22 protein-coding genes, 1 other RNA gene, 3 pseudogenes and 1 riboswitch are annotated in these 25,154 nt (G+C 57.8%); of the genes and pseudogenes, 10 read left to right on the top strand and 16 right to left on the bottom strand.

Annotated elements, in window-relative coordinates; all coding sequences use genetic code 11:
• Positions 1–15: 15 nt before the first annotated feature.
• From VHE58_06590 to VHE58_06575, 4 genes are read left to right on the top strand one after another with little or no spacing between them, the layout of a single operon-like run.
• Positions 16–396, top strand: a complete 381-nt coding sequence (locus VHE58_06590) for a GxxExxY protein (protein HVS26950.1) — start codon at positions 16–18, stop codon at positions 394–396.
• A gap of 36 nt (positions 397–432) precedes the next feature.
• The gene (locus VHE58_06585; GenBank protein HVS26949.1) at positions 433–1,245 is read left to right on the top strand and encodes a glycosyltransferase family 2 protein; all 813 of its coding nucleotides are present in this window, start codon (positions 433–435) and stop codon (positions 1,243–1,245) included.
• Complete coding sequence (locus VHE58_06580; GenBank protein ID HVS26948.1) at positions 1,242–2,342, top strand: glycosyltransferase family 9 protein; 1,101 nt, start codon at positions 1,242–1,244, stop codon at positions 2,340–2,342. Before VHE58_06585 ends, VHE58_06580 begins: the two co-directional genes overlap by 4 nt.
• A gap of 4 nt (positions 2,343–2,346) precedes the next feature.
• Positions 2,347–3,201, top strand: coding sequence for a class I SAM-dependent methyltransferase (locus VHE58_06575; GenBank protein ID HVS26947.1), 855 nt, complete (start codon positions 2,347–2,349; stop codon positions 3,199–3,201).
• A 4-nt stretch (positions 3,202–3,205) separates the two neighbouring features.
• On the opposite strand, the gene msbA is transcribed toward VHE58_06575, so the two are convergent.
• On the bottom strand, positions 3,206–4,960 hold the full coding sequence (msbA, locus tag VHE58_06570) for a lipid A export permease/ATP-binding protein MsbA (GenBank protein HVS26946.1): 1,755 nt from the start codon (positions 4,958–4,960) through the stop codon (positions 3,206–3,208).
• A 104-nt stretch (positions 4,961–5,064) separates the two neighbouring features.
• On the bottom strand, positions 5,065–6,930 hold the full coding sequence (locus VHE58_06565; protein ID HVS26945.1) for a TonB-dependent receptor: 1,866 nt from the start codon (positions 6,928–6,930) through the stop codon (positions 5,065–5,067).
• Between the two features lie 113 nt (positions 6,931–7,043).
• A riboswitch (cobalamin riboswitch) is annotated at positions 7,044–7,252 on the bottom strand.
• A gap of 226 nt (positions 7,253–7,478) precedes the next feature.
• Between VHE58_06565 and VHE58_06560 the strand changes: the two genes are divergently transcribed.
• The 5 genes from VHE58_06560 (at position 7,479) to VHE58_06540 (ending at position 9,907) form a co-directional block, all read left to right on the top strand.
• A complete protein-coding gene (locus VHE58_06560) occupies positions 7,479–7,679 on the top strand; it encodes a DUF904 domain-containing protein (protein HVS26944.1) in 201 nt (66 codons plus the stop codon).
• The gene (locus VHE58_06555; GenBank protein HVS26943.1) at positions 7,676–7,987 is read left to right on the top strand and encodes a cell division protein ZapA; all 312 of its coding nucleotides are present in this window, start codon (positions 7,676–7,678) and stop codon (positions 7,985–7,987) included. The genes VHE58_06560 and VHE58_06555 overlap by 4 nt, the downstream gene beginning before the upstream one ends.
• A 23-nt stretch (positions 7,988–8,010) precedes the next feature.
• Positions 8,011–8,187, top strand: a non-coding RNA gene (gene ssrS / locus VHE58_06550) — 6S RNA.
• 423 nt (positions 8,188–8,610) lie between these two features.
• Positions 8,611–9,072 carry an EVE domain-containing protein gene (locus VHE58_06545; protein HVS26942.1) on the top strand — a complete coding sequence of 154 codons (462 nt, stop codon included), beginning with the start codon at positions 8,611–8,613 and terminating at the stop codon, positions 9,070–9,072.
• Positions 9,073–9,112: 40 nt separating this feature from the next.
• Complete coding sequence (locus VHE58_06540; protein ID HVS26941.1) at positions 9,113–9,907, top strand: sulfite exporter TauE/SafE family protein; 795 nt, start codon at positions 9,113–9,115, stop codon at positions 9,905–9,907.
• On the opposite strand, the gene VHE58_06535 is transcribed toward VHE58_06540, so the two are convergent.
• The 6 genes from VHE58_06535 to VHE58_06510 form a co-directional block, all read right to left on the bottom strand.
• Entirely contained in the window at positions 9,904–10,860 is a 957-nt protein-coding gene (locus tag VHE58_06535; GenBank protein ID HVS26940.1) for an L-threonylcarbamoyladenylate synthase, read from the bottom strand. The two genes, VHE58_06540 and VHE58_06535, sit on opposite strands and share 4 nt — an antisense overlap.
• A 156-nt stretch (positions 10,861–11,016) precedes the next feature.
• Entirely contained in the window at positions 11,017–11,913 is an 897-nt protein-coding gene (locus tag VHE58_06530) for a phosphoribosylaminoimidazolesuccinocarboxamide synthase (protein HVS26939.1), read from the bottom strand.
• 28 nt (positions 11,914–11,941) lie between these two features.
• Positions 11,942–12,430, bottom strand: coding sequence for a 5-(carboxyamino)imidazole ribonucleotide mutase (gene purE, locus VHE58_06525; GenBank protein HVS26938.1), 489 nt, complete (start codon positions 12,428–12,430; stop codon positions 11,942–11,944).
• A 64-nt stretch (positions 12,431–12,494) separates the two neighbouring features.
• Positions 12,495–13,445 (bottom strand): CbbX protein, encoded by a 951-nt coding sequence (cbbX, locus tag VHE58_06520; protein HVS26937.1) that lies wholly within the window; start codon positions 13,443–13,445, stop codon positions 12,495–12,497.
• Positions 13,445–13,867 carry a ribulose bisphosphate carboxylase small subunit gene (locus VHE58_06515; protein ID HVS26936.1) on the bottom strand — a complete coding sequence of 141 codons (423 nt, stop codon included), beginning with the start codon at positions 13,865–13,867 and terminating at the stop codon, positions 13,445–13,447. The genes cbbX and VHE58_06515 overlap by 1 nt, the downstream gene beginning before the upstream one ends.
• Before the next feature lie 11 nt (positions 13,868–13,878).
• On the bottom strand, positions 13,879–15,354 hold the full coding sequence (locus VHE58_06510; GenBank protein HVS26935.1) for a form I ribulose bisphosphate carboxylase large subunit: 1,476 nt from the start codon (positions 15,352–15,354) through the stop codon (positions 13,879–13,881).
• A gap of 124 nt (positions 15,355–15,478) precedes the next feature.
• On the opposite strand from VHE58_06510, the gene VHE58_06505 reads away from it, so the two are divergent.
• On the top strand, positions 15,479–16,393 hold the full coding sequence (locus VHE58_06505; protein HVS26934.1) for a LysR family transcriptional regulator: 915 nt from the start codon (positions 15,479–15,481) through the stop codon (positions 16,391–16,393).
• A 43-nt stretch (positions 16,394–16,436) separates the two neighbouring features.
• On the opposite strand, the gene VHE58_06500 is transcribed toward VHE58_06505, so the two are convergent.
• From VHE58_06500 to VHE58_06465, 8 genes and pseudogenes are all read right to left on the bottom strand, one after another.
• Entirely contained in the window at positions 16,437–17,465 is a 1,029-nt protein-coding gene (locus VHE58_06500; protein HVS26933.1) for a class I fructose-bisphosphate aldolase, read from the bottom strand.
• A gap of 154 nt (positions 17,466–17,619) precedes the next feature.
• Positions 17,620–19,053: a pyruvate kinase gene (gene pyk, locus VHE58_06495; GenBank protein HVS26932.1), complete on the bottom strand. Its 1,434-nt coding sequence runs from the start codon at positions 19,051–19,053 to the stop codon at positions 17,620–17,622.
• 81 nt (positions 19,054–19,134) lie between these two features.
• A complete protein-coding gene (locus tag VHE58_06490; GenBank protein ID HVS26931.1) occupies positions 19,135–20,316 on the bottom strand; it encodes a phosphoglycerate kinase in 1,182 nt (393 codons plus the stop codon).
• A 29-nt stretch (positions 20,317–20,345) separates the two neighbouring features.
• On the bottom strand, positions 20,346–21,359 hold the full coding sequence (gene gap, locus VHE58_06485) for a type I glyceraldehyde-3-phosphate dehydrogenase (GenBank protein HVS26930.1): 1,014 nt from the start codon (positions 21,357–21,359) through the stop codon (positions 20,346–20,348).
• A gap of 69 nt (positions 21,360–21,428) precedes the next feature.
• Complete coding sequence (tkt, locus tag VHE58_06480; GenBank protein HVS26929.1) at positions 21,429–23,420, bottom strand: transketolase; 1,992 nt, start codon at positions 23,418–23,420, stop codon at positions 21,429–21,431.
• A 453-nt stretch (positions 23,421–23,873) separates the two neighbouring features.
• Positions 23,874–24,062, bottom strand: a pseudogene (locus VHE58_06475) (helix-turn-helix domain-containing protein).
• Between the two features lie 273 nt (positions 24,063–24,335).
• Positions 24,336–24,818, bottom strand: a pseudogene (locus VHE58_06470) (sigma 54-interacting transcriptional regulator).
• Positions 24,795–25,142: pseudogene (locus VHE58_06465) on the bottom strand (response regulator). The pseudogenes VHE58_06470 and VHE58_06465 overlap by 24 nt, the downstream one beginning before the upstream one ends.
• Between the last annotated feature and the right edge of the window lie 12 nt (positions 25,143–25,154).

Genomic DNA, 25,154 nt, shown 5'->3' with positions numbered 1-25,154 from the left:
CGCCGATGGACGCAGATACACGCAGATGCAAGATTAGATGAAGTAACTGGGGTAATCATACGGTGCGTCTATGCGGTCAGCAATAAACTTGGTTGCGGTTTCGTTGAGAAAGTGTATGAAAACGCTTTGGCCATCGAGCTCCGCCGGGCTGAGCTTAGCGTTGAGCAGCAGTACGGGATCAAAGTCCGGTATGATCAGGTTGTGGTTGGGGACTTTGTTGCTGATCTATTGGTTGAGGAAGGTGTCATCGTGGAACTCAAGGCAGTTAAAGCACTGGATGAAATCCACTCTGCGCAGTGTCTGAATTACCTCAAAGCGACTGGCTTAACAGTTTGTTTGTTGGTCAACTTCGGAAAACCAAGGGCAGATATCAAACGTATTGTTCTTGATTTCTAATCTGCGTGTATCGGCGTTCATCTGCGGTTAATTAAAATGCATATTGCCGTCATCGCCACCACCTACAATCGCCCGGACGCGCTAGCGGCAATGCTGGAAGGTTATCTGGGCCAACACGACCGTGATTTCGAATTGATTGTTGCCGACGACGGTTCGACTGAAGACACTGCGCAAACGGTCCGCGCCTTTCAATCCAGGGCGAGCATGCCGATTCACCGCGTATGGCAGGAAGACCAGGGCTTTCGCGCCGCCGCCATCCGCAATCGGGCCCTTGCCGGCACTGCAGCCGAATACATCATTTTCACCGACGGCGATTGCATTCCTGTGCCACGCTTTGTGGCGCGACACCGTGAACTGGCCGAGCCGGGATGGTTTGTCGCGGGCAACCGCGTTTTGCTAAGTGAGGAACTCACCCGCGCTGTTTTGCAAAATAAACTGCCGGTGCAGGGTTGGAGCATGCGTGAATGGCTGCGCGCATGGCAGCAAGGCGAAATCAACCGCTTTCTGCCTTTGCTTTCCCTGCCGCACTTTGCCCCGCTGCGCGAGCTCACCGCCAACCGCTGGCAAGGCGTAAAAACCTGCAACCTTGCCGCTTGGCGCAAAGACCTGCTGATGGTAAACGGCCTGGATGAAACTTATTCGGGCTGGGGCCTGGAAGATTCAGACCTGGTGATTCGCCTGCTGCACGCCGGCATCAAACATAAAAGCGCACGCTTTGCCGCGCCGGTGCTGCATTTGTGGCATAGCGAGAATGACCGCGGCAAACTCCCCGAAAACCAGAAACGCCTCGATGAAGTGTTGCGTTCCAAGCGCGTGCGCGCCGTTCTTGGAGTAGAGCAGTATTTATGACTGCACCACGCCGCGTGCTGGTCGTCATCACCCGCCGCATCGGCGACGTGCTGCTTGCCACCCCGCTGATCCGCTCGCTCAAACGAGCCTGGCCGCAGGCGCAAATCGATGTGTTGGTTTTTGCGGGCACGGAAGAGGTGATATCTGCTAACCCCGACATTCAAAGCGTCATCACGATTGCCGAGCGACCAGATTTGTGGACTCATCTCAAACTCGTAGCCCATTTGTTGCGCCGCTATGATCTCGCCTTCTCTTGCCTTCCGGGAGATCGGCCTACGCTCTATGCTTGGCTAGCCGGGAAAAAACGCGTGGGCCTGCTCGAGGCCGATGCAAAAAACCGCTGGAAGCAGCGGCTGCTCAATCAATGGACGTCATTCGACAATCTCAACACGCATACGGTCTTGATGCACCTCAAGCTCGCCGAGCTCCTTAATATTTCCAAACATTACGAAGTGCTCGTGTCGTGGAGCGATACTACTGCGGCATACATCGACGCGCTTTTTTTATCCAGCCAGGCGCCCAATCAACGTTTAGCCGTTTTACATCTGTACCCGAAATTCAACTACAAGATGTGGCACGCACAGGGCTGGAGCGAGCTCTCGCGCTGGCTGGCGAAGCAGGGCCTGCGCATAGTGCTCACCGGAAGCGCTGCTCCCGAAGAGCTGGATTATATAGAAAAGATTCTGCCGCTGTTGCCTCAAGACACGCTTAATCTGGCAGGCCGATTAAACCTGGAACAGTCGTCCTGTTTGCTGAGTCGCGCGGCGATTTATGTCGGTCCCGATACTGTTGTCACCCACATCGCCGCCGCGCTGAGCGTGCCTACGGTCGCGCTCTACGGTCCTACCAATCCGGTGAAATGGGGGCCCTGGCCCAAAGGCCACAATAAGGATAGCAACCCCTGGAAACGACTGGGTAGTCAGCGTGTGGGCAACGTGATGCTGGTGCAGGGAACAGAGCCTTGCGTGCCCTGCCTGCTGGAAGGCTGCGACAGACACATCGCCAGCTTCAGCGATTGTCTGCAGGAATTGAAAACGGACAAAGTCATCGCCGCTGCGGAATCGCTGCTCAAGCAATACGCTGCGGCTGTCGCCTGACTCCATGCCCGCCGCGCGTTATATCCAAACCTGTCCCGTCGGCTGTGCAACATCGCTCGAAGTAAGCGGCATTGTGCTGGCCGAAGGGCCTCTGCTGCGTTGCCCTGAATGCGGGCAATTGATAAGCCAGTGCAGCGAGGTAAGATACTGGCAATCGATGCAGGAATTCGATGACCCGCGCGGCACTTTGCCCAGCGTCGATTCGGATAAGAGGCGTTCACAACAAAACGCCAAATGGCTGACAAAAATTTCGCGGCGGCTGCAAAAACCGGCGGCGGAAATCCACCTGCTTGATGTGGGCTGCTCGAGCGGCGCTTTTCTATCAATAGCAAGGCAGCTCGATTTTCGCGCCGAAGGCGTCGAGCCTGCGCCCAAGGCGGCGCAAAGCGCGCTCCAATCCGGCCTCAAGGTTCACACCGGCACATTGGAGGAAGCGGGTTTTCCCGCGGACCATTTCGATGCCATTACATTATTTGAAGTCATTGAACATATCAAGGAGCCGCTACCCCTGCTCAAAGAATGCCGCCGCATTATCCGGCCGAACGGCGTTCTCATGATAGGCACCGGCAACAACGCGAGCTGGACTGCGGCGTTCATGAAATCGCGCTGGCAGTATTTTCAGATAGATCACCACGGCGGGCATGTGAGCTTTTTCAATCCGCTCTCGCTGCGCCTGCTCGCCGAGCGCTGCGGCTTCACGCTGTGCCGTCTTGAGACACGCAACGTGCGTTTTTACGAGAAGGGCGACGTGCCGGCACTCCCTTACCGCTTGGCGAAAATCGCGGCGGAAATGCTGAATATCCCCGCCCGGTTGCTCGGCACCGGACACGACTTGCTCGCCCTCCTGCGTCCGCGCTGAAAGACTATTGCGCGTTCCGCGCCGGCGCAAACTGTATTTGATAGAGCCTGGCATAAACACCGCTTCTTGCCAAAAGCCCCTGATGCGTGCCGATTTCGGCGATGCCGCCGTTGGCGAGCACCACGATGCGGTCGGCATGCTCGATGGTGGAAAGACGGTGGGCAATCACGACAGTGGTGCGGCCCTGCATCAGCGCTTCCAGCGCCGCCTGCACATGCCGCTCAGATTCCGTATCCAAGGCGGAGGTCGCTTCATCGAGTATCAAAACCGGCGCGTTTTTCAGCATGGCGCGGGCTATCGCCAAACGCTGGCGCTGGCCGCCAGAGAGCTTGACGCCGTTTTCGCCCACCAGCGTGTTGAGCCCCTGGGGCAGCTCACGGATGAATTCCATGGCATGTGCCGCTTCCCCCGCCGCGATGATTTTTGCTTCAGAGACTTTGCTCATTGCACCGTAGGCGATATTTGCCGCAACCGTGTCGTTGAACAGCACCACATCCTGGCTCACCAGCGCGATGTTGGCGCGCAGGCTGGCAAGTTTGAGCTCTTCCAAATCATGGCCATCGAGCAGAATCCTGCCGCGGGTAGGGTGATAAAAGCGCGGCACCAGATTGGCCAGCGTGGTCTTGCCGCTGCCAGAGGCGCCCACCAGGGCGACGGTTTCGCCCGGATGAATCGTCAGATTGATGTCCCTGAGCGCAAGACGTGACGGGTCGCCGTAAGAAAAACTCAAGCCTTCAAAGCGGATCTCACCTTTAGCGCGTTGCAGCTCGACCTGGCCCTGGTCTTTTTCCGCTTGCTGATCCAGCAACTCGAAAACCGACTCGGCAGCGGCAAGACCGCGCTGCAGATACTCATTCACGCCGGTCAAACGCTTCAGCGGCGCGGTGAGCATCAACAGGGCGGCAATGAAGGACACGAAACTGCCCACCGTCGTTTTGTCGGTTGCAGATTGCGCGGTCACCAGATAAATGATGCTCGCTATCGCTACCGCGGCGAGCAATTGCACGATGGGCACATTGGCGGCGGCGGCGGAAACCTGTTTCATGGTGTAGCGGCGCACCCAGTTGTTGGTCTCGTGGAAGCGCTTCGCTTCGTAGTCCTGTCCGCCGAAAATCTTCACGACTTTCTGACCCTCGATTGCCTCCTCGACCACTTGGTTGAGCTCACCCATGGCGCGCTGCGTCTCGCGGCTCATTTTCCTGAGCCGCAGACTCACCACCTGCACGATGTAGACGATGGGCGGTGCGATGACCAGCCCGATCAGCGTGAGTTTCCAGTTCAGATAAAACATCCAGCCGAGCAGGCCGATGATGGTGAGGCTGTCTTTGACCGCCACCGTGACCACACTGGTCGCGGCGGTGGTCACCTGAATCACATCAAAAGTCAGCTTGGAAATCAGGGTTCCGGTAGGATGATCGGCATAATAAGGGTTTGGCAGGTGCAGGAGCTTCCTGAACATTTCATTTCGCAAATCCATCACTACTTTATTGCCCACCCAATTGCTAGTATAACTACCCGCAAAAGTGGCGACGCCGCGCACCAGGAACAGCAGAATAATCAGCGCCGGAACGAGCCTGATGAGAACCGGGTCGCGTTCCACAAAAGTGCCGTCGAGCAGAGGTTTCATCAGCGCCGGCAGCGCCGCCTCGGTCACCGCCACCACAATCAGCGTGAGGACGGAGACCGCGAATGCCTGCCAGTACGGCGCGACATAATGCAACAAGCGCAGATAGAGCTGGCTACTCGTCAAGTTGGTCATGGCGCGAACAATAACAGAGTTTCGCGCAAAATAAAAAGCGACGTGCCCCTCTTGGGGCGCGCCGCTCCGCCCCTTCCGAAACACCGAACAAGCTTATACGGACTTCATGGTTGATTACTCTTCACGGACGGCTCGTATTTCAGAGCAAAAAATACGTTACTGCCCGGCGTATTGAAATTCTGTACGAGTTCGTAATTCCGGTTGAACACGTTGTTCCAGCGTGCGTTGACTGACCAATCGCGGGCAAAAGCATAACTCGCGGTAAGATTGTAAAGGGCGTATCCGTGCAAGCGTGTGGTGGGGTCTTCGTTAACTGAATCGAAGCGCGCGCCGCTCGTCACAAGCTCCGCGCCAAATTTCCACGGGCCCAGTGTTCTGTTAACAGCAAAACTTCCGTGTTGCCTCGCCCGACGCTGCAAAAGCTGGCCGGTTAACGAGTTAACCGGGTTCTGCACAGTGAACTGCGCATTCGTCCGGAATCCGGCGAAACTTCCTTGATATGAAAGCTCGGCACCCTTAATATGCGCCTGGTTGATGTTTTGCGGCATGCCCGTGAACGTGACCGGATCAAACACGAAGACGATGAGATCGGTGATGCGGTTGTCGAAGTAAGTAAGGCTGAGGCGATGATTGCCCACCTGCAAATTGACCCCCGTTTCATAGCTGCGAGAGCGTTCGGGCTGCAGGTTCGGGTTGCTGAACCCCGGAAAATAAAGATCGTTAAGCGTCGGCGCCTTGAAGGCAGTGCCGACCCCGGCTCTTAGTCTCAAATTGGAGTTGACGCGGTAGCCGTAGCCCAGCGAACCGGTGGTCTTGTTGCCAAACTGGCTGTTATCGTCATTACGGACGTTAAGTTGCACGCCCTGCTGTCCAAGCTCGCCGACATAGCCGGCAAAAAACGAGCGCACGTCGCGGCTTGTACGTGTATAGGTAGTGGTGCTCGCGACTTCCTGATCCAGATATTCGAAACCGGCGATCACCGATCCGCTGGCAAGCTTGAAATCGTTCTGCCAGGTAAATTGCGGCTGACTGGTGCGGAAAAACCCTGGAAACGCGCCGCTGATAACCTGATTGTCGCGCCCCAAGCCAAAACGCAGCAGACTTTGCCATGCCGAGGACAACTGGTTGCGGCTGTACAAGGAAAACGTGCTCAACGTCTGGCGATTGATGTCGTCGGTAAGCGGGCCCGAATCAAAGCGCGTGTTGCCGTAACTTTGAAACGCCGTAATGCCGGCTTCGGCGGCGGCGCCGAAATGCTGTGCGAGCTTCAGCGAATAATTGGTGTTGTGGTAGTCATCCCGGTCGGGGTTATGGACCAGAAAGGCCGGTGGGGTGCCGGGCGCGTCAATGGATGGCTTGGTCGCGTCAAAACCCCCGCTGATCAAATAGCCCGCATTAAAGCTGAAATCGGTGTCATGAAACCGTTCGTTGACCCCGGCGCTCGCCGTTCGGGTATCAAAAGTCCCGTAGCCGATGGAGGCGCTGACGCCCGGAGCGTATCGGCCGCTTTTGGTGAAGATCTGCACCACGCCGCCTATGGCCTCCGATCCATAGAGGCTGCTCAAAGGGCCGGGTACGATTTCGATGCGCTCAATCTGGTTGAGTGGGATGTTCTCGAATGCGGTGGTGCCGGTTGTGGCCGAGTCCACCCGCAATCCGTCGATCAACACCAGAGTGTGATCGCTGTTGGCACCACGGATGAACACGCTGCTGGGCTGTCCGAATCCGCCGTTGCTGGCGATTTCCACGCCCGCACGCGATTGCAGCACTTCAACCAATGTCTGCTGTCCGCTTTCAGCGATCTCATCAGCGGTGATCACGGTCACCGGCTGCAGCGACTGTGAGGCTTTCTGTGAAACGCGCGTACCAGTCACCACGACGTCTTCAGTAGCAATCGAAAGATTATCATCCGCATGAGCGGTACTCACCAAAATCAGAACCAACAAACCGAGTTTGTTAAGATTTCTCACGTGTACTCCCCGAAAAATGATGCATGCCCGCCGCATGCGCATTCAACAACAAGGAAATACAGGGGAGCAAAAAAAGGTATCAGGACGGGACCGGACACCGCCTCCCGCGGCATTTCCAAACGGCGTTTTCAGGCCGGTATCCGGGCTCGCAAGACTAGGCGTATCGCCTTCCCATGAGTCGCCTCACAGTGGCTTTGTGATACGCCTGCGCTTACTTACCGTTGCGGGGGCAGCACAGGCTTTGCGCGAGATGCGCGCACCTGTTTCCCGTTTAACCCAAGCTGAAGAATTCAGCCCGGGCACCTGCAAACGAAGTGCAATCAAGCCATGCAAACATCAACTGCTCACATAGCTTTTTATATTTTACATTGCCAAACCCAGACAGGGTAAGAGTAAATACTTACATACGCAAACCTCTATGCCCCTATTGGTTTACTAAATCTGTCGTAAGCGGTGATTCCTTAGAGCTGGATGGTAGATATTAAAGTACATTCAAAAAATACTGTTAGCAGTTGACTCTTCAGGATTTTTCAACCTATAGTGTATTTATGGAAGTGGAATTGAAAGCCTTGGAAGAAAAAATCCAGCAGGTCGCGCAGGTGTGTCAGCATTTGCGCGCCGACAACCTACACCTGCGTCAGCAGCTTGACACTTCCGTAAATGAAAACAAGCAGCTATCCGAAAAAATCGATAGCGCAAAAAAACGCCTGGAAGCCCTGCTGCGGCAGATCCCCGAGAACGAGAAATGAGCGCCGACAGCAAAGGCGTGGACATCAGCATAATGGGCCGCAAGTTCCGTGTGGCCTGTGCCGAGAATGAACAGAAAGAACTGCTCGAAGCAGTCGCCTATCTCGACCGGAAAATGCGTGAAATCCGCGACCAAGGCAAGGTCGTGGGACTGGAGCGCATCGCCATCATGGCCGCGCTCAACGTCACCTACGAACTCCTTACGCTGCGCCTCGCCGACGGTTTTGACATCGCAGAGTTTAAGCGTAGAATGACCCACATGCAGGCCGCGCTGGATCAAGCGTTGACCGAGCAAGAAAAATTGTTTTAGCGCATACGCAGCCTGCGCCCGGTTGTCCCCTGCAGTGTTTGTCCGGGCTATATTTTTTGAACCAATTATTCTATTTGGTTGCTGGCCTGATGAGCGCTGTTGTGCGCGTCCGACGCGGAAGCGCCTGATGTGCTCGGTAAGCGACCACCCTTGAACCTAAGGTTCAAGATTGATGCCTTGACGGCATTTGCGGGGGACTTTAATTCATGCGGCAATCAGCCAGCGGCTCTGCCGCATTTTTTATGTGCTAAGGAACCTCTGATTAAGTCCTACGCGGATTGCGTTGCTAGCAAAATGCGGAGGGATGCAAGGCGCGCGACGAAGGTCGTAGCTGAGACTACGACACCGAGGAGGGCCCGCGCAGCGTCGCACCTGCAAAGCTGTGCAGTGAAGCGGGCCAGCGCTCGCCTTCGCGGTCGCACGTACCCGAGGCTCCACGCTCCGGCGAGCACGACGCAGACACCGTATTTTGCCGCAACCCGGAGGGACGGGGCAATCCGGCCGCATGGCTTTGTTGTTCGTCGCTGGTTTGGCCTCTACCAAACGGCGCTCCTCACGCCTCGCCCTGCACCCGGATTAAACGCCGTCGCAATCGTGTAGGACTTAATCAGAGATTCCCCACCATGCGCTACTGGCTGATGAAATCCGAGCCTTCCGAATTCAGCATTGACAATCTCGCGGCTGCTCCCGGCAAAACCACGCCCTGGTTCGGGGTGCGCAACTACCAGTCGCGCAATTTCATGCGCGATCAAATGCGGTTGGGCGACCTAGCCTTTTTCTACCATTCGAGCTGCGAAGAGCCGGGGATTGCCGGCATCGTCGAAGTTTGCAAGCTTGCGTATCCGGACGCCACCCAATACGACCGCAAGAGCTGCTATCACGACCCCAAGGCCACGCCGCAGAACCCGCGCTGGTTCAATGTGAACGTAAAGCTCGTCAACAAAACCCGGTTCATCAGCATCAAGGAGCTCCGCAGCCACCCGGGGCTCAAGGCCATGCGCATATTGCAAAAAGGCAACCGCCTCTCGATTACGCCGGTGGACCCCCGCGAGTGGAAATTCATCACCCGGGGTCTGCTGAAGTGAGCACGGCGACCAACATTTTGCGCAGCTGGAGGCGCTGACGATGGAATGGGTGGCGGCTTATCTTGCGGTGGGTGCTCTTGCGGGTTTTCTCGCCGGGCTGCTGGGCGTTGGCGGTGGGCTTATCATTGTTCCCTCACTTACCGTTCTCTTTAGCTCGCAGCAATTTCCGCAAACTCATCTGCTGCATCTTGCGCTTGGCACGTCGCTGGCGAGCATCATGTTCACCTCGGTTTCCAGCCTGCGCGCACACCACGCGCACGGCGCGGTGAACTGGCGTTTCGTGCGCCACATTACACCGGGTATCGCCGTTGGCACGCTCCTTGGCGCGGGGCTCGCTGCGCAGCTTTCCAGTTCGACCCTGGCGTTGTTTTTTGCGATGTTCGTCTATTACGCTGCCACTCAGATTCTGCTCGACATTAAACCCAAGCCCTCGCGGCAGTTGCCTGGGAAAGTCGGCACGTTCATTGTGGGAAGCATCATCGGCATTATTTTCAGCTTGGTGGCAGGCGGCGGCGCGATAATGACTGTGCCATTCATGCTTTACTGCAATATAAAAACTCATGATGCCATCGGCACCTCGGCGGCAATCGGTTTCCCCATTGCCGTCTTCGGCACTGCGGGCTACATTTTCACTGGATTGACCCAGGAGAACCTGCCCCCGCTGAGTCTGGGCTTTGTTTACCTGCCCGCGCTGCTGTGGCTTGCGGTGGCGAGCGTTTTCACTGCGCCGCTGGGGGCCAAGCTCGCGCATCGTTTACCGGTGGACAAGCTTAAAAAAATCATGGCCGTTTTGCTTTACCTCATCGCAACCAAAATGCTGGTGGGGCTGCTTTAGGTTTTCTTGGCCGCCGCTTTCGACAGGCGATCACGTACTGCCGCCCATTCTTCGCCTAGCGGCGGTTCTTCAACCACGATCACATCACAGCCCGATTGGTCAAGCAGACGCAAATTGGCGTAAAGTTCCCGCGCGTAGTCCGCGGCTTCCATGGGCGCCGCATTCCAAACCGTCTGTAAACCGCCGTCAGGCGTCGATTGATATGCGAGCACCGCCACGCGCTGGTTCTGGTGGGACAGGCTGCGTATGCATTCCGGTAAATTGCGCGTAACGATCAGCGGTGTTTGCGGCGCGTAATGCAAAGCCAGCATTCCCGGCGCGCGCGTGCCGCCGGCCTCGGGCTTGCACAGCGTTGTCCCCAGAATCGCTTCAATTTCCGCCGTGGTAATTTTCCCCGGCCGCAGCAACACCGGATGCTCGCTCGAGACATCGAGGATGGTGGATTCAATGCCCACGGCGCAGGACCCGCCGTCCAGAATCCTGTCTATCCGATCGCCCAGCTCGGCACGCACATGCTCCGCCGTAGTGGGGCTCAAGCGGCCGAAGCGGTTGGCCGAGGGCGCGGCAATGCCGCCGCCGAATGTTTGCAGCAAAGCTTGCGCCACCGGATGAGCGGGAACGCGCAAACCCACCGTGTCCTGCCCCCCCGTCACGGCATCAGGGACGCGCGGCGCGCGGCGCAAAATCAAGGTAAGCGGCCCGGGCCAAAAACGCCGGGCGAGCTCGCGAGCCGCACCAGGAATTTCTCTGGCCCAGCGCTCGAGGTGAGAACTATCGGCAAGATGCACGATGACCGGATGATCCTGCGGCCGGCCCTTGGCGATGAAGATTTTTTTTACCGCCTCGGGATTGGAAGCGTCCGCTCCAAGACCATAAACCGTTTCGGTGGGGAAGGCGACGAGGCCGCCCGCGCGTAGAATGGCTACGGCTTTTTCAATCTCATTGTTGGGCATTTGATTTAACCGCGGAGAGAAACTTTAATTCACAGGATTAACAGGATTTTTCAAGATTTACAGGATTCAATCTTGTTAATCCCGCGAAATCCTGTAAATCCTGTCCATTTGGTTTCGCTTTTCTCTGCGCCTCGGCACCTCTGCGGTCGAATAGATTTAATTGCCGGCCAGCAAGCGCAGCGCTTCGTGGTATTTTTCCGCGGTCTTGGCAAGCACGTCGGCAGGCAAAGCCGGGGCGGGGGGCTTTTTGTTCCAGCGCTGCGCCTCCAGCCAGTCGCGCACATATTGCTTGTCAAAGCTTGGCGGGCTCATTCCTGTCCGGTAGTGGCTTGCCGGCCAGAAGCGCGAGGAGTCGGGCGTGAGCACTTCGTCTATCAGATACAACTTCCCTTGCTTGTCGGTGCCGAACTCGAACTTGGTATCGGCGATGATGATGCCTTTTTTCGCCGCATATTCGGCGGCTTCCGAATAAAGCTCAATTGAAGCATCGCGTACTCTCGCCGCCATGTCCTTTCCCAAAAGCTTCTCTGCTTCAGCAAAAGAGATGTTTTCGTCATGGCTGCCGGCAGGCGCCTTGGTGGAAGGCGTAAAAATCGGCTGCGCCAGTTTTTGCGCTTCCTTGAGGCCAACAGGCAAAGCAATGCCGCAGACGGTCCTGCTCTTCTGATATTCCTTCCAGCCGGAGCCGACGATATAGCCGCGCACTATGGCTTCGATCGGCAAGGGCTTCAAGCGCCGCACCACCAATGCGCGACCCGCCACCTGTTCACGCTCGCGTGCTTCTTTCACCACTGCTTCAGGCGCAACGCCGGTGAGATGGTTGGGTATGACATGACCAAGTTTTTGAAACCAGAAATTGGAAAGCGCGGTCAACACCTTGCCTTTGCCGGGCACCGGCGTGGGCAAAACCACATCGAAGGCAGAGAGGCGATCGGTCTGCACGATCAGCAGTTTGTCCTCATCCACGGCGTAAATATCGCGCACCTTACCGCGGTGGAGAAAAGGGATGCTGCCAAGATCGGACTGGAATAGAAGATTATCCGTACGGTTCATTTATTCTTTAGGGGTTGCTTCAATCAAACTAGGGTAAGCGGGCAGTCTTGATGGCCTTAGCCTGTTTCTTGCGGAAATCCCGGAGCTGTTTGGCGAGCTTCGCATCTTCGACGGCGAGCATCGCCACCGCAAACAACCCGGCGTTTGCCGCGCCCGCTTCACCTATGGAGAAAGTCGCAACCGGTACGCCCTTGGGCATCTGCACGATGGAGAGCAGCGAATCGAGGCCTTGCAGATGTTTGGACGGCATCGGCACACCCAGCACCGGGAGTGTAGTCTTGGCGGCAATTACGCCCGCAAGATGCGCCGCGCCGCCTGCGCCGGCGATGAAGCACTTGACGCCCGCTTTATCCGCGCTTTTGACGTATTCATCCAGCAGACCGGGGGAGCGGTGCGCGGAAATCACGCGCGCTTCGTAGGAAACACCGAAATCTTCGAGCTGTTTTGCCGCGTGCTGCATCACCTCCCAGTCGCTGCGGCTTCCCATCAGCACGCTCACCAGCGTTTTTTTGGTCATTATTTCCCCGTGTCGTGGCTGCTCTGCAAACTGTGAATTTTACGCTATCGGGCCGGGCCCCAACTCATTTTGCCGCACCCGGCTTCGCGCCGGCTTTTTCGTCGGACACGCCTTCCTTGAACACCCGGCTCGCGAGAATATCTCCGGCTTCAATCGTCACCAGGTCTTTCTTCGTGAGCTTGCCCTGATTGCGCGCGAACAGGCGGTTCGCCTGACGCAGCCGCGCGCGATCCAGCGCATTGCGCACGCTGCGCGCGTTGGCGAAATGCGGCATCTGCCTGCGTTTGACGATGTAATCCTGGAATGCCTTATCGGCGTCCGCGCTGAAGCGGTATTGACTCGCTTCCAGCATCAACTTGGCAATCGCCAGCAGTTCTTCCGCCGTGTAATCGGGAAAATCGAGATGGTGGGCGATGCGCGAGGACAAGCCGGGGTTGCTCTGGAAAAATTTATCCATGCGGTCCTTGTAGCCGGCGAGGATCACCACCAGGTCGTCACGCTGGTTTTCCATCACCTGCAGCAGGATTTCTATCGTCTCCTGTCCGTAATCGCGCTCGTTATCCACGCGGTAGAGGTAATACGCCTCGTCGATGAACAGTACCCCGCCCATCGCTTTTTTCAGGACTTCCTTGGTCTTGGGCGCGGTATGGCCGATGTACTGGCCGACCAAATCGTCGCGCGTTACCGCCACCAGATGGCCTTTGCGCACGTAACCCAAGCGGTGCAGGATTTCTGCCATGCGCAGTGCCACGGTGGTCTTCCCCGTGCCCGGATTGCCGGTGAAGCTCATGTGTAAGCTTGGCGCGCCGGAAGTTAAACCCAGCTCCTTGCGCAGCCGGTCCACCAGCAACAGCGCCGCGATTTCGCGGATGCGGGTCTTGACGGGCTTTAAGCCAATCAGCTCGCGGTCGAGCTGGTCGAGCACTTCCTTGACCTGCGAATCGCGAAACGCTGCTTCGAGGTCTACCGTCTTGTCATCCGGCAGATTCTGCGGGATGCCGGGGTCCGCACTCATCAGTCTTTGTAGCGCTCGCCCTTGGGTTGGTTAGTCGCGTAGCTGCGAATAGTATAGTTAATGCGGCGCCCCGGCCCTTCCTGCCGCTCCAGTTGGAATCCCGGCTCGTTCTTGGGCCGGTTGACGATGAAAGAGAGCCGCACCGTCTCCCAGCCGCGCGTCGAGTCAAATGCATTCACGCGGATGTAATGATTGGGATAAGCTTTGCGGCCCTGGTTGATCTCGTACATGATGCCCGCCGCGTCCTTCAGGTCGAACATCGGCAAGCCCCACATTTCCCAATAGGTGTTGCGCGGGTGAGGATCATCGGTGAATTCCACGCTCACCGCCCAGTTGTTTTTCAGGCAGTATTCGACTTGCGCGCGGATTTCCTCGTCGGAAAAATCCGGCAGGAAGGAAAAAGTGCCTTGAGTGATTCTCATGTTCGGTCTCCTTAAGCGCTCACGCTGGGGGTGGGCACGAAGTCGGGGGTGTCGGTGGAGGCATAATCGAAGGTGATGTCCTTCCACACTTCGAGCGCGGACTTGAGTGGGGCGCAAGATTTCGCCGCCTTTTCCAGAATCCGCGGCCCTTCGTTCCAGATGTCCTTGCCTTCGTTTCTGGCCTGGATTATCGCTTCCAGTGCCACGCGGTTGGCAGTCGCGCCGGCCTGGATGCCCATCGGATGGCCGATGGTGCCGCCGCCGAATTGCAGTACGCAGTCTTCACCCAGGTAGTGAATCAACTGGTGCATCTGCCCGGCGTGGATACCGCCGGAAGCGACCGGCATGACTTTGCGCAAGCCCGCCCAGTCCTGCTCAAAGAAAATCCCGCGCTGCAAATCCACTTCGTTCTTCGGCTCGCGCAGGATGTTGTAGTAGCCCTGCACCATGTTGGGGTCGCCCTCGAGTTTGCCCACCACCGTGCCGGCGTGAATGTGGTCCACTCCCGCCAGGCGCATCCATTTGGAAATCACGCGGAAAGACACGCCGTGGTTCTTCTGGCGCGTGTAAGTGCTGTGACCGGCGCGATGCAGGTGCAGAATCATGTCGTTTCTGCGCGCCCATTTGGAAATCGACTGGATCGCGGTGTAGCCGATGATGAGGTCGATCATCACGATGACCGAGCCCAGTTCCTTGGCGAATTCGGCGCGCTCATACATGTTCTCCATGGTCGCGGCGGTGATATTGAGGTAATGGCCCTTGACTTCGCCGGTTTCGGCGCAAGCCCGGTTTACCGCTTCCATGCAGTAGAGAAAGCGGTCGCGCCAGTGCATAAACGGCTGCGAATTGATGTTCTCGTCGTCTTTCACGAAATCGAGGCCGCCCTTCAGCGCCTCATACACCACGCGGCCATAGTTCTTGCCGGAGAGCCCTAGTTTCGGTTTGGTCGTCGCGCCGAGCAGCGGCCGGCCGAATTTGTCGAGGCGCTCGCGCTCGACCACGATGCCGGTCGGCGGCCCGTCAAACGTTTTCACAAAAGCCACTGGCAGGCGCATGTCCTCGAGGCGCAGCGCCTTAATCGCCTTGAAGCCGAACACGTTGCCGATGATGGAAGCGGTGAGATTGGCAATCGAGCCCGGCTCGAACAAATCCAGCTCATAGGCGATGTATGCGAAATACTGTCCGGGGTTGTTGGGTACTGGATCCACGCGATAGGCCTTGGCGCGGTACATTTCGCAAGCGGTGAGTCGGTCGGTCCACACCACCGTCCAGGTGGCGGTGGAGGATTCGCCCGCCACCGCCGCGGCCGCCTCTTCCGGGTCCACGCCTTCTTGCGGCGTGATGCGGAACAAGGTTATGACGTCTGTGTCCTTGGGAACGTAGCCGGCGTCCCAATATCCCATTTTCTTATAGGGAATAACGCCCGATTTATAGCGTTCCTTGCCCTTGGGTGCTTTGTCCGGCCCGCCCATGCTGATCTCCTTCATCAACTAGATTCAAACACGCTGTAATGGTACTCCAATTAATCATAAATGATATTCACATGTTTTGATTGTTATAATAAGATTTTAATTATAGTATTAGGCTTGCCGAATCTATTTAAAAGCTCCCATGCTGCATCTGACCTTGAGACAACTGCGGGTATTCGAAGCGACGGCGCGGCACCTGAATTTCTCACGCGCCGCCGAGGAACTGCATCTGTCGCAGCCGGCGGTTTCCATGCAGATCAAACAGCTTGAGGAGAACGCGGGACTGCCGCTGTTCGAGCAGATGGGCAAGCGCATTTATCTCACCGAAGCCGGACGGGAATTGTTCCAGTACAGCCGCTCGATTGCGCAGCAGCTGCAGGAACTGGAAGCGGTGCTGGATCAGATGAAGGGACTGGAGCGCGGCAAGCTCAATATCTCTGTGGTCAGCACCGCCAATTATTTCGCTCCGCAGTTGCTCGCCAAATTCTGCCAGCAGTACAACAAGGTCGCGGTCAGTCTCAGCGTCTCCAACCGCGAAGTGGTGCTTAATCAACTCGCCGACAATAAAACCGATCTCGCCATCATGGGCCAGCCGCCGGAAGGCCTGGACCTCGTTGCCGAGTCCTTCATGGAAAATCCGCTGGTGGTAATTGCGCCGCCCAATCACCGCTTGGCCCGGCAGCGCAAAATTCCGCGCGCCCGGCTGCAGCAGGAAACCTTTCTATTGCGGGAAATCGGCTCGGGCACTCGCAGCGCGATGGAGAGGTTCTTCGCCGAACACCGCATCAAGCTCAACACCGGCATGGAAATGGGCACCAACGAGGCGATCAAGCAGGCGGTGCAGGCGGGAATGGGTTTGGGGATAATTTCACTTCACACCATCGAACTGGAGCTGGAAACGAAGCGGCTTAAAGTGCTCGATGTAGAGAGCTTCCCCCTCAAGCGCCACTGGTACGTGGTACACCGCAGCCAGAAGCGGCTCACCAAAGCGGCACAGGCGTTCAAGGAATTTCTGCTCAAGGAAGCGCCGAAACTGATGCGTAAAGCGCGCGCATGAGGTAAGGCGGCCGAAGCCGTCTTTGCTTTCGCGCTTCAGTTGATTAGGCCGCCGCTTTTTCCTGTTCCATTTGCGCGGTATAGCGTCCATAGCAGGCGGCGCTGTTCATCTTCTCGCGGTGGTAAAGCGCCTTCTGCGCCGCTGCTACATTGCCCGCCTGGCCGCGCCAGGTCTTGAGCGCCGGGTCCTGCAGCGCGCGCCCGTAGGAGAAGGAGAGCGGCCAGGGATGCGGGCCCATCTGATTCATGATATTGAGGTGGGCGGTCGCGACCTCGGCGCTTTGGCCGCCGGAGAGGAACACTACGCCAGGCACCGCGGCGGGCACCGTGCGCTTCAAGCAGCGCACCGTTTGCTTTGCCACTTCTTCCACGCTCGCCTGTTTCAGGCATTGGTCCCCGGAAATCACCATGCTGGCTTTCAGCACCATGTGCTCCAGGGTCACGCGCTGTTGATAAAGCACATTGAATACCGTGCGCAGCGTGGCTTCGGTGACGTCGAAGCAGCGCTCGATGGTGTGATTGCCTTCCATAATCACTTCCGGCTCGACGATGGGCACCAGCCCCGCTTCCTGGCACAGCGCGGAATAGCGCGCCAGCGCATGCGCGTTGGCATCGAGACAGTATTGGCTGGGTATGCTTTCACCGATGTTGATGACCGCGCGCCATTTGGCGAAGCTTGCCCCCAGGCCGCGGTATTCTGTGAGCCGCTCGCGCAGGCCGTCCAGGCCTTCGGTCACTTGTTCCCCCGGCGCACCCGCCAGTTTCTTGGCGCCGGTGTCGACTTTAATGCCGATCAAAATTCCCTGGCGCTTCAGCGCTGCGGGAAACGGCGTGCCGTCGGCCGTGGCCTGGCGGATAGTCTCGTCGAAGAGAATCATGCCGCTCACGTATTGCCCGCCGCCGGGAACGGTAATCAACAACTCGCGGTAGGCACGGCGGTTTTCCGTCGTGGATTCGACGCCGATGCTGTCGAAGCGCTTCTTGCAGGTGGAGCTGCTTTCATCAATCGCAAGGATGCCCTTGCCTTTGGCGACCATGGCGGCCGCGGCGGTTTCAAGTTGCTGTGCGTACATAGCCTTACCTCCTGATTAATATACTGGCGGCGAACGTCTGCCGTGAAAAAGCGCTCGCCGCATGCCGTCAATAAATTACGCTTTCGCCTGTGACGATTTTGGCTGCGGCCGCTGCGCTTAACTTGATTAGCCAAGTTAGCCTCCGCCGAAATTGTCACATTTGGCGGTGCGCGCCAACTTTAACAATTTTCATCGTGTTGGTCCCGCCTGACTTGCCGATAGGCTCGCCGATAGTGAGCACAATCAAATCTCCTTCGCGCACCACACCGTTCGCCAAAAGCACTTTTTCCGCTTCACGCAACAGCTCCTCGCGATCCTGGCCGAAGTATTGCACCATCAGCGGATAGGTGTCGCGAAACAGGCTTACGCGGTATCGTGTTGAGGCTTCCGTAGTCAGCGCATAAATCGGCACGCCGCAATTCAGCCGCGACATCCACAATGCGGTCGAGCCGGATTGAGTGAACGCGGCGATCGCCTTCACTTTCAAATGGTAGGCGGTAAACAGCGCCGCCATGGCTATCGACTGGTCGACACGGGTGAAAACGCGATCGAGAAACTCCCGATCAAGCGTGACCTCGGTTGATTTCTCCGCCTCGAGGCAGATGCGGCTCATTGCTTCCACTGTTTGCACCGGGTATTTGCCGGACGCGGTTTCCGCCGACAACATGACTGCGTCGGTGCCGTCGAGCACGGCATTCGCCACATCCGAAACCTCGGCGCGGGTGGGGATCGGGCTCTCGATCATGGATTCCATCATCTGCGTCGCGGTGATGGCAAGCTTGTTCATCTCGCGCGCCACCCGGATCATGCGCTTCTGCAGCGCCGGCACCGCGGCATCACCCACTTCGACCGCCAGATCACCGCGCGCCACCATGATGCCATCGCAGGCTTCCATGATGTCCTGGAGCATGGGTACCGCCTCGGCCCGTTCGATCTTGGCAATCAGCAGCGCTTGGCTGTTGACATTGCGCAACAACTCGCGCGCAATACGCATGTCGGCTCCGCTTTTCGGAAACGACACCGCGAGATAATCCGCCTTGAGCATGACCGCGGTCTTGATGTCTTCCGTGTCCTTGGCGGTCAACGCCGGTGCGGTCAGGCCCCCGCCTTGGCGGTTGATGCCTTTGTTGTTTGACAGCACGCCGCCGTGGCGCACTTTGCAAATGATTTCGTTGCCGCGTACCCCCTGCACGTCGAGCACGATCCGCCCGTCGTTAAGCAGCAGCACCGAACCCTCCGCAACATCGCGCGGCAATTCCTTGTAATCCAGCCCGACGCGTTCCTGGTTGCCGCGCGCGCAATCTGCGTCAAGAATGAAGGTATCGCCGGAATTAAGCGTAATTTTGCCCTGCTCGAATTGGCCGATACGGATTTTCGGGCCCTGCAGGTCAGCGATGATGCCGACCGTGCGGCCAACCTTGCGTGCCGCCTCGCGCACCGTTTCAGCGCGGGAAAGGTGATCCTGCGCCGTGCCATGGGAGAAGTTCATGCGCACCACATCCACGCCTGCGGCAATCATTCGTTCCACGATTTTCGGATCGCTGGAGGCGGGGCCGAGGGTGGCAACGATTTTGGTTCTGCGCAACATAAATGTTGTGAGGAGTAAGGAGAGTAAAGGGTATAAAGATGGGTTACTTTAGCAAATTCCCGGCACCTTGCTCATCACACCTCACTGTTTCTCCGCCCGCTGTTCCAGAATTTCCACCGCAGGAAGTTTCTTGCCTTCAATAAATTCGAGAAACGCGCCGCCGCCGGTGGAAATATACGAAATCTGCCCGGCTACCCCGTATTTCGCTATTGCCGCGAGCGTGTCTCCGCCAGCCGCAATGGAAAAAGCTTTGGATTTTGCTATTGCCAGAGCCAGGGCCCGGGTGCCTCCGCCGAACTGGTCGAATTCGAACACGCCCAGCGGCCCGTTCCACAAAATGGTGCCGGCTTTTTCCAAAACGCTTGCGAATTTCGCGCTGGTTTTGGGACCGATATCCATGATTAAATCATCGTCCGCCACCTCTCTGGCATCTTTCAAAGTCGCCTTGGCCGTCTCGGAAAATTCTTTCGCGCACACCACGTCCATGGGAATGGGTACATCACCGCCCTTGGCGCGCGCCAAGTCGATAATGCCGCGCGCCTCATCAACCATTCTCGCCTCAACGAGTGATTTGCCTATCGGCAGGCCTACCGCAAGCATGAAGGTATTGGCAATCCCGCCGCCGACTATCAACTGATCCACCACTTGGCTCAAGGATTTAAGCGCCGTGAGCTTGGTCGAAACCTTGGAGCCGCCGACGATGGCAATCTGCGGCCGCTTCGGGTTCTCAAGCGCTCGGCCCAGCGCCTCTAGTTCTGCCGCGAGCAACAACCCGGCGCAGGCGACCTTGGCGAATTTAGCAACCCCATGAGTCGAGGCTTCAGCGCGGTGTGCGGTGCCAAAGGCGTCCATCACGTAGACATCGCAAAGCCCGGCCATTTGCCTTGCCAGCTCGTCGCCGTTTTTCTTCTCGCCCTTGTTGAAGCGAACGTTCTCGAACAGCACGACTTCGCCGGGAGCAACTTCGACGCCGTTCAGCCAGTTGTTCAGAAATTTCACTTCACGCTTCAGCAATTTCGAAAGGCGGCGCGCCACCGGTTTCAAGGAATTGGCTTCATCGTACTTGCCTTCCTCGGGTCGTCCGAGGTGCGACATGAGCATTACTCTGGCGCGGTTTTTCAGAGCATGCTCAATCGTCGGGATTGACGCGCGGATGCGCGTATCGTCTAAAACCTCGCCGTTCTTGAGCGGCACGTTGAGATCTTCGCGGATCAGCACGCGTTTCCCCGCGAGATCGAGATCGGTCATTTTCAAAATACGCATCGCGGCTTACCTGGCATTCACCCGTTGTTTCATTTGGCATTCATCCAGGCAACCGTCACATCCAGCATGCGGTTGCTGAAACCCCATTCGTTATCATACCAAGACAACACTTTGACCATCGTGCCGTTGCTCACCTTGGTGAGCGTGGCGTCGAAAATCGAAGAGGCCGGGTCGTGGTTGAAGTCCACTGACACCAGCGGCTTGTCGTTGTAGTTGAGGAGGCCTTTCAATTCGCCCTGTGCGGCTTCCTTCATCACCTTGTTGATTTCCTCGGTACTGGTCGGGCGCTTGGCGATGAAGCTCAAATCGACAAGCGAAACGTTGATCGTCGGAACGCGCACCGCAAAACCGTCGAGCTTGCCGTTAAGCTCCGGCAGCACCAGGCCCACCGCCGCCGCCGCTCCGGTCTTGGTGGGGATCATCGACATGGTGGCGGAGCGGGCGCGGCGCAGGTCTTCGTGGTAGACGTCGGTAAGCACCTGATCGTTGGTATAAGCATGCACCGTGGTCATCAGACCGCTGACAATGCCGATTTTCTCATGCAGCACCTTGGCCAGCGGCGCCAGGCAGTTGGTGGTGCAGGAGGCGTTGGAAATCACGGTGTGCGAAGGCTTGAGCATCTTGTGGTTCACGCCGTACACTACGGTGGCGTCCACATCTTTGCCGCCGGGCGCGGAGATGATGACTTTTTTTGCGCCGGCCCTGAGATGGGCGGAGGCTTTCTCCTTGCTGGTGAAAAGCCCGGTGCACTCGTGCACAACGTCAATGGCGAGTTCTTTCCACGGCAGCTCCGCCGGATTGCGCATTGCCAGCACTTTTATGCGGTCGCCGTTGACGACCATGCTGTCGCCGTCCACTTGCACGGTGCCGTGAAAACGGCCATGTGTTGTGTCGTAACGGGTGAGATGGGCGTTGGTCTCGGCATTGCCCAGATCATTGATGGCGACGATCTGGATCTCTTGGTGGCGCCCGGATTCATAGAGCGCGCGCAGAATGTTGCGGCCGATGCGCCCGTAACCGTTGATAGCGACACGAATGGCCATTGTTTCGCTCCTTCAGGGAAAAAGCCTTATTTTACTGCAGCGGGCACCTGGAACGCGGGGGATGAGGTTTCAAACCACGCTTTTCACGGCTTTAACCACATTCTCGACAGTAAACCCAAAGTACTTGAACAAATCCGCGGCGGGCGCCGACTCACCGAAGCGGTCTATTCCCACCACGGCGCCTTCCAGCCCGACATACTTGCGCCAGCCGTCGGTGACACCCGCTTCCACCGCCACCCGGATCACGCCCTTGGGCAGCACTGAAGATTTGTAAGCTTCCTCCTGGCGGTCGAACACCGAGGTGCTGGGCATCGACACCACGCGCACCGCGACACCTTCTTCGGCGAGGGCTTTTTGCGCGCCCATGGCGAGTTCGACTTCCGAACCGGTGGCGATGATTACCGCGCGCGGTTTTCCTCCCGGCGTTTCCGCAAGAACATAACCCCCCTTCGCGATATGGGCAAGGCTGACGGCGTCGCGCTTTTGGAAAGGCAGGTTCTGGCGGGTAAACAACAAGGAGGAGGGCCCGTTTCTGCGCTCGATCGCCTGCGCCCACGCCACCACCGATTCCACCGTATCGCAGGGGCGCCACACGTCCATGTTGGGAATAAGCCGTAGCGTCGCCGCCTGCTCCACCGCCTGATGGGTCGGGCCGTCTTCGCCAAGCCCGATGGAATCGTGGGTGAAAACAAAAATCGTGCGGATCTTCATCAATGCCGCCAGCCGCAGCGCGTTGCGCGCATACTCGGAGAACATCAGGAAGGTTCCGCTATAAGGTATGACTCCGCCGTGCAGGGCGAGCCCGCTCATGATCGCCGCCATGCCGAATTCGCGCACGCCGTAATAAATATAGTTGCCGCCATCCTTCTTATCGACAGCGCGCGAACCCGACCACAAGGTGAGATTCGAGCCGGTGAGATCGGCCGAGCCGCCAATAAGCTCGGGGAGAATCGGCGCCAAGCCTCCGATAGCGTTTTGCGACGCCTTGCGGGTGGCGATGCTCTCGGCTTTTTCGTTTGCTTTGGAAATCAATTGCGCCACATGCTCGCGGAAATCCGCAGGCAATTCGCCATTCATGCGGCGGGTGAATTCCGCGGCTTCCCCGGGATATTGTTTCGCGTATTCGGAAAACCTGAGCCTCCACTCGCTCTCCAGCTTGGCGCCGCGGCCGCGCGCATCCCAGCCCGCATAAACATCTTTCGGGATTTCAAACGGCGGATGATTCCAGCCGATGTTGGCGCGGGTGGCCGCGACTTCCGCTTCGCCCAAAGCCGCGCCGTGCGCATCGTGGCTGCCTGCCTTGTTGGGCGCGCCCATACCGATTACTGTCTTGCAGCAGATCAGCGTGGACCTGTCGCTAACCTGCTTCGCCTTCTCGATCGCGGCATCCACCGCATCAAAGTTGTGGCCGTCCACCTTGGGAATTACATGCCAACCGTAAGCCTCGAAGCGCTTGGGCGTGTCATCGGTGAACCAGCCCTCGACATGGCCGTCTATTGAAATGCCGTTGTCATCGTAAATGGCAATGAGCTTGCCCAGGCCCAGTGTTCCGGCGAGCGAGCAGGCTTCATGCGAAATCCCTTCCATCAGGCAGCCGTCGCCGAGGAAGACGTAGGTGTAATGATTGACGATGTCGAAACCGGGGCGGTTGAAAGTGGAGGCGAGTACCTTCTCGGCAATCGCCATGCCCACTGCATTGGCCAGCCCCTGGCCGAGCGGGCCGGAGGTGGTTTCAATTCCCGGCGTGCAGCCGTATTCCGGATGGCCGGGGGTTTTGGAATGCAGTTGGCGGAAGCGCTTCAGCTCCTCCATCGGCAAGTCGTAGCCGGTGAGATGCAACAACGCATACTGCAGCATTGCGCCGTGGCCGTTACTGAGGATAAAACGGTCGCGGTCCGGCCATTTGGGATTGGCCGGGTTGTGCCGCAGATGGTGATTCCACAGCACTTCGGCGATTTCCGCCATTCCCATCGGCATGCCGGGGTGGCCGGAATTCGCTTTCTGCACGGCGTCCATCGCCAGCGCGCGAATCGCGTTGGTCAAATCCTTGCGTGTTGCCATTAACGGGTCCCTGTATTGATCTCACCCGCTGCAGTAGTAAGGGGCGGGGATTCGGTAGCAAAGGTTATTTAAGAACAGCAAAGACTGGCGAATTATTACCCCGCCCGGGGGTTCCGGCAAGAGAACCTATCTCAATAATAGCCACGTGTGCGACGGCGGCGATGGGGGTTGCAGTTTTAGGCGCGAGCCGCGCCGCAGTGCCCGTCCACTGCAAGCGGCGAGCAACGACGAAATGCGCTCCCATCGCCCCGTCCCTGCGGGTTGCGCCCAAAACGGGCGTCTGCGTCGTTGCTCGGGCTTGCGTTACTACTGAGTAGCACTACGCCCTCGCGCCTTGCATCCATCCCGTTTTGACCCGCAACGCATCGCGCGGATATTGTTGAGATAGGTTCTAAACATTTTATCGCAATTATAACTGGAACCTATCGTGAGGCGCGAAGCTTGCAAAAAAACTTATTGTTCATGATTGCGTCGGTCAAGCTTGATGCCGAGCTGCTTGAGCTTGCGGTACAGGTGCGTGCGCTCAAGGCCCACTTTCTCCGCCACCCGGCTCATATTGCCGCGCTCTTTCATGATGTGATGCTTGAAGTAAACGCGCTCAAACGCATCGCGCGCTTCGCGCAAGGAGACATCCAGCGGCAGCCCGTGGTCGGCGATTTGCGGTTCAAGGTCGAACTGCGCCAGCACGCGGTTCGCTTCCTCGGCGCTGATTTCCTGTTCCAGCGCGGTAAGCGCGAGCGTCTTTACCGCATTTTCCAGCTGCAGCAGATTCCCGGGCCAGTCGTAATTGCGCAGCGCGTTCAAGGCCGAGGTGCTGAATTCGCGCAGCGGCGTTTCGCCCGCCTCCATACAATGCGAGAGCATGAGCCGCGCCAGATCGGGTATGTCTTCACGGTGTTCGCGCAGGCTCGGGACGCGCAGAGAAAGCGCCCCGATGATTTGGTAGAGCTCGGCGTCAAAAGCGCCCTGGCTGACGAGTGCGGGCAGCATCCTGGAGGTGGCGCAAACCAGGCGCACGTTGTATTTCGCCAGTTTGTCGGTCGCCAGCAATAAGCTTTTTTGCTCCTGCTTGGTGAGCTCGCCGATTTCGCTTAAGAACAGCAGGCCGTCGCGCGCCCGGCTTAACAGATCCTGGGGCGCTTGCGCCAGTTGCGCATTGTCCTGCGGCGCCACCCAAGGGGTGTTGGGCTGATGCAGGAAACGGGCGCACAGTTCCATGCCGGCTCCCACCTCCCCTACCAACAGCAGCGGCTGATTCAAATTGGCTATCTGCTCCAGGCGCTTTTTCAAATCGGCGACGGCTGGCGATTTGCCCAAACTGTTAAGCGTAAGCGGCGGCAACACCTGAGCCGTGCCGTGCTTCAACGCCCGTCCCACGGTGCTCAACAGCTTTTGCATGGCGATCGGTTTTTCCAGAAAATCGAAGGCGCCTATGCGGGTGGCCTCCACCGCAGTCTCGATGGTGCCGTGGCCGGACATCATCACCACCGGCATGGTAAGCAGCCCGCTGCTCGCCCACTCCTTGAGCAGAGAGATGCCGTCGGTATCCGGCATCCAGATGTCGAGCAAGACCAGGTCAGGCCGCGCTTCCAGACGCTGGGCGCGCGCCTGGCTGGCATTTTCCGCCAGCCGTACCCGGTAGCCTTCGTCTTCGAGAATCTCCGAAAGCAGTTCGCGGATGCCGACTTCGTCGTCCACAATCAAAATCTGGTTCGTTGCCATTCGTCCATCTCA

Source organism: Burkholderiales bacterium, from assembly GCA_035543335.1.
Taxonomy (GTDB): domain Bacteria; phylum Pseudomonadota; class Gammaproteobacteria; order Burkholderiales; family JAHFRG01; genus JAHFRG01.
Note: the sequence above shows the minus strand (reverse complement) of the source record. Positions and strands in the feature narration are given on the sequence as shown.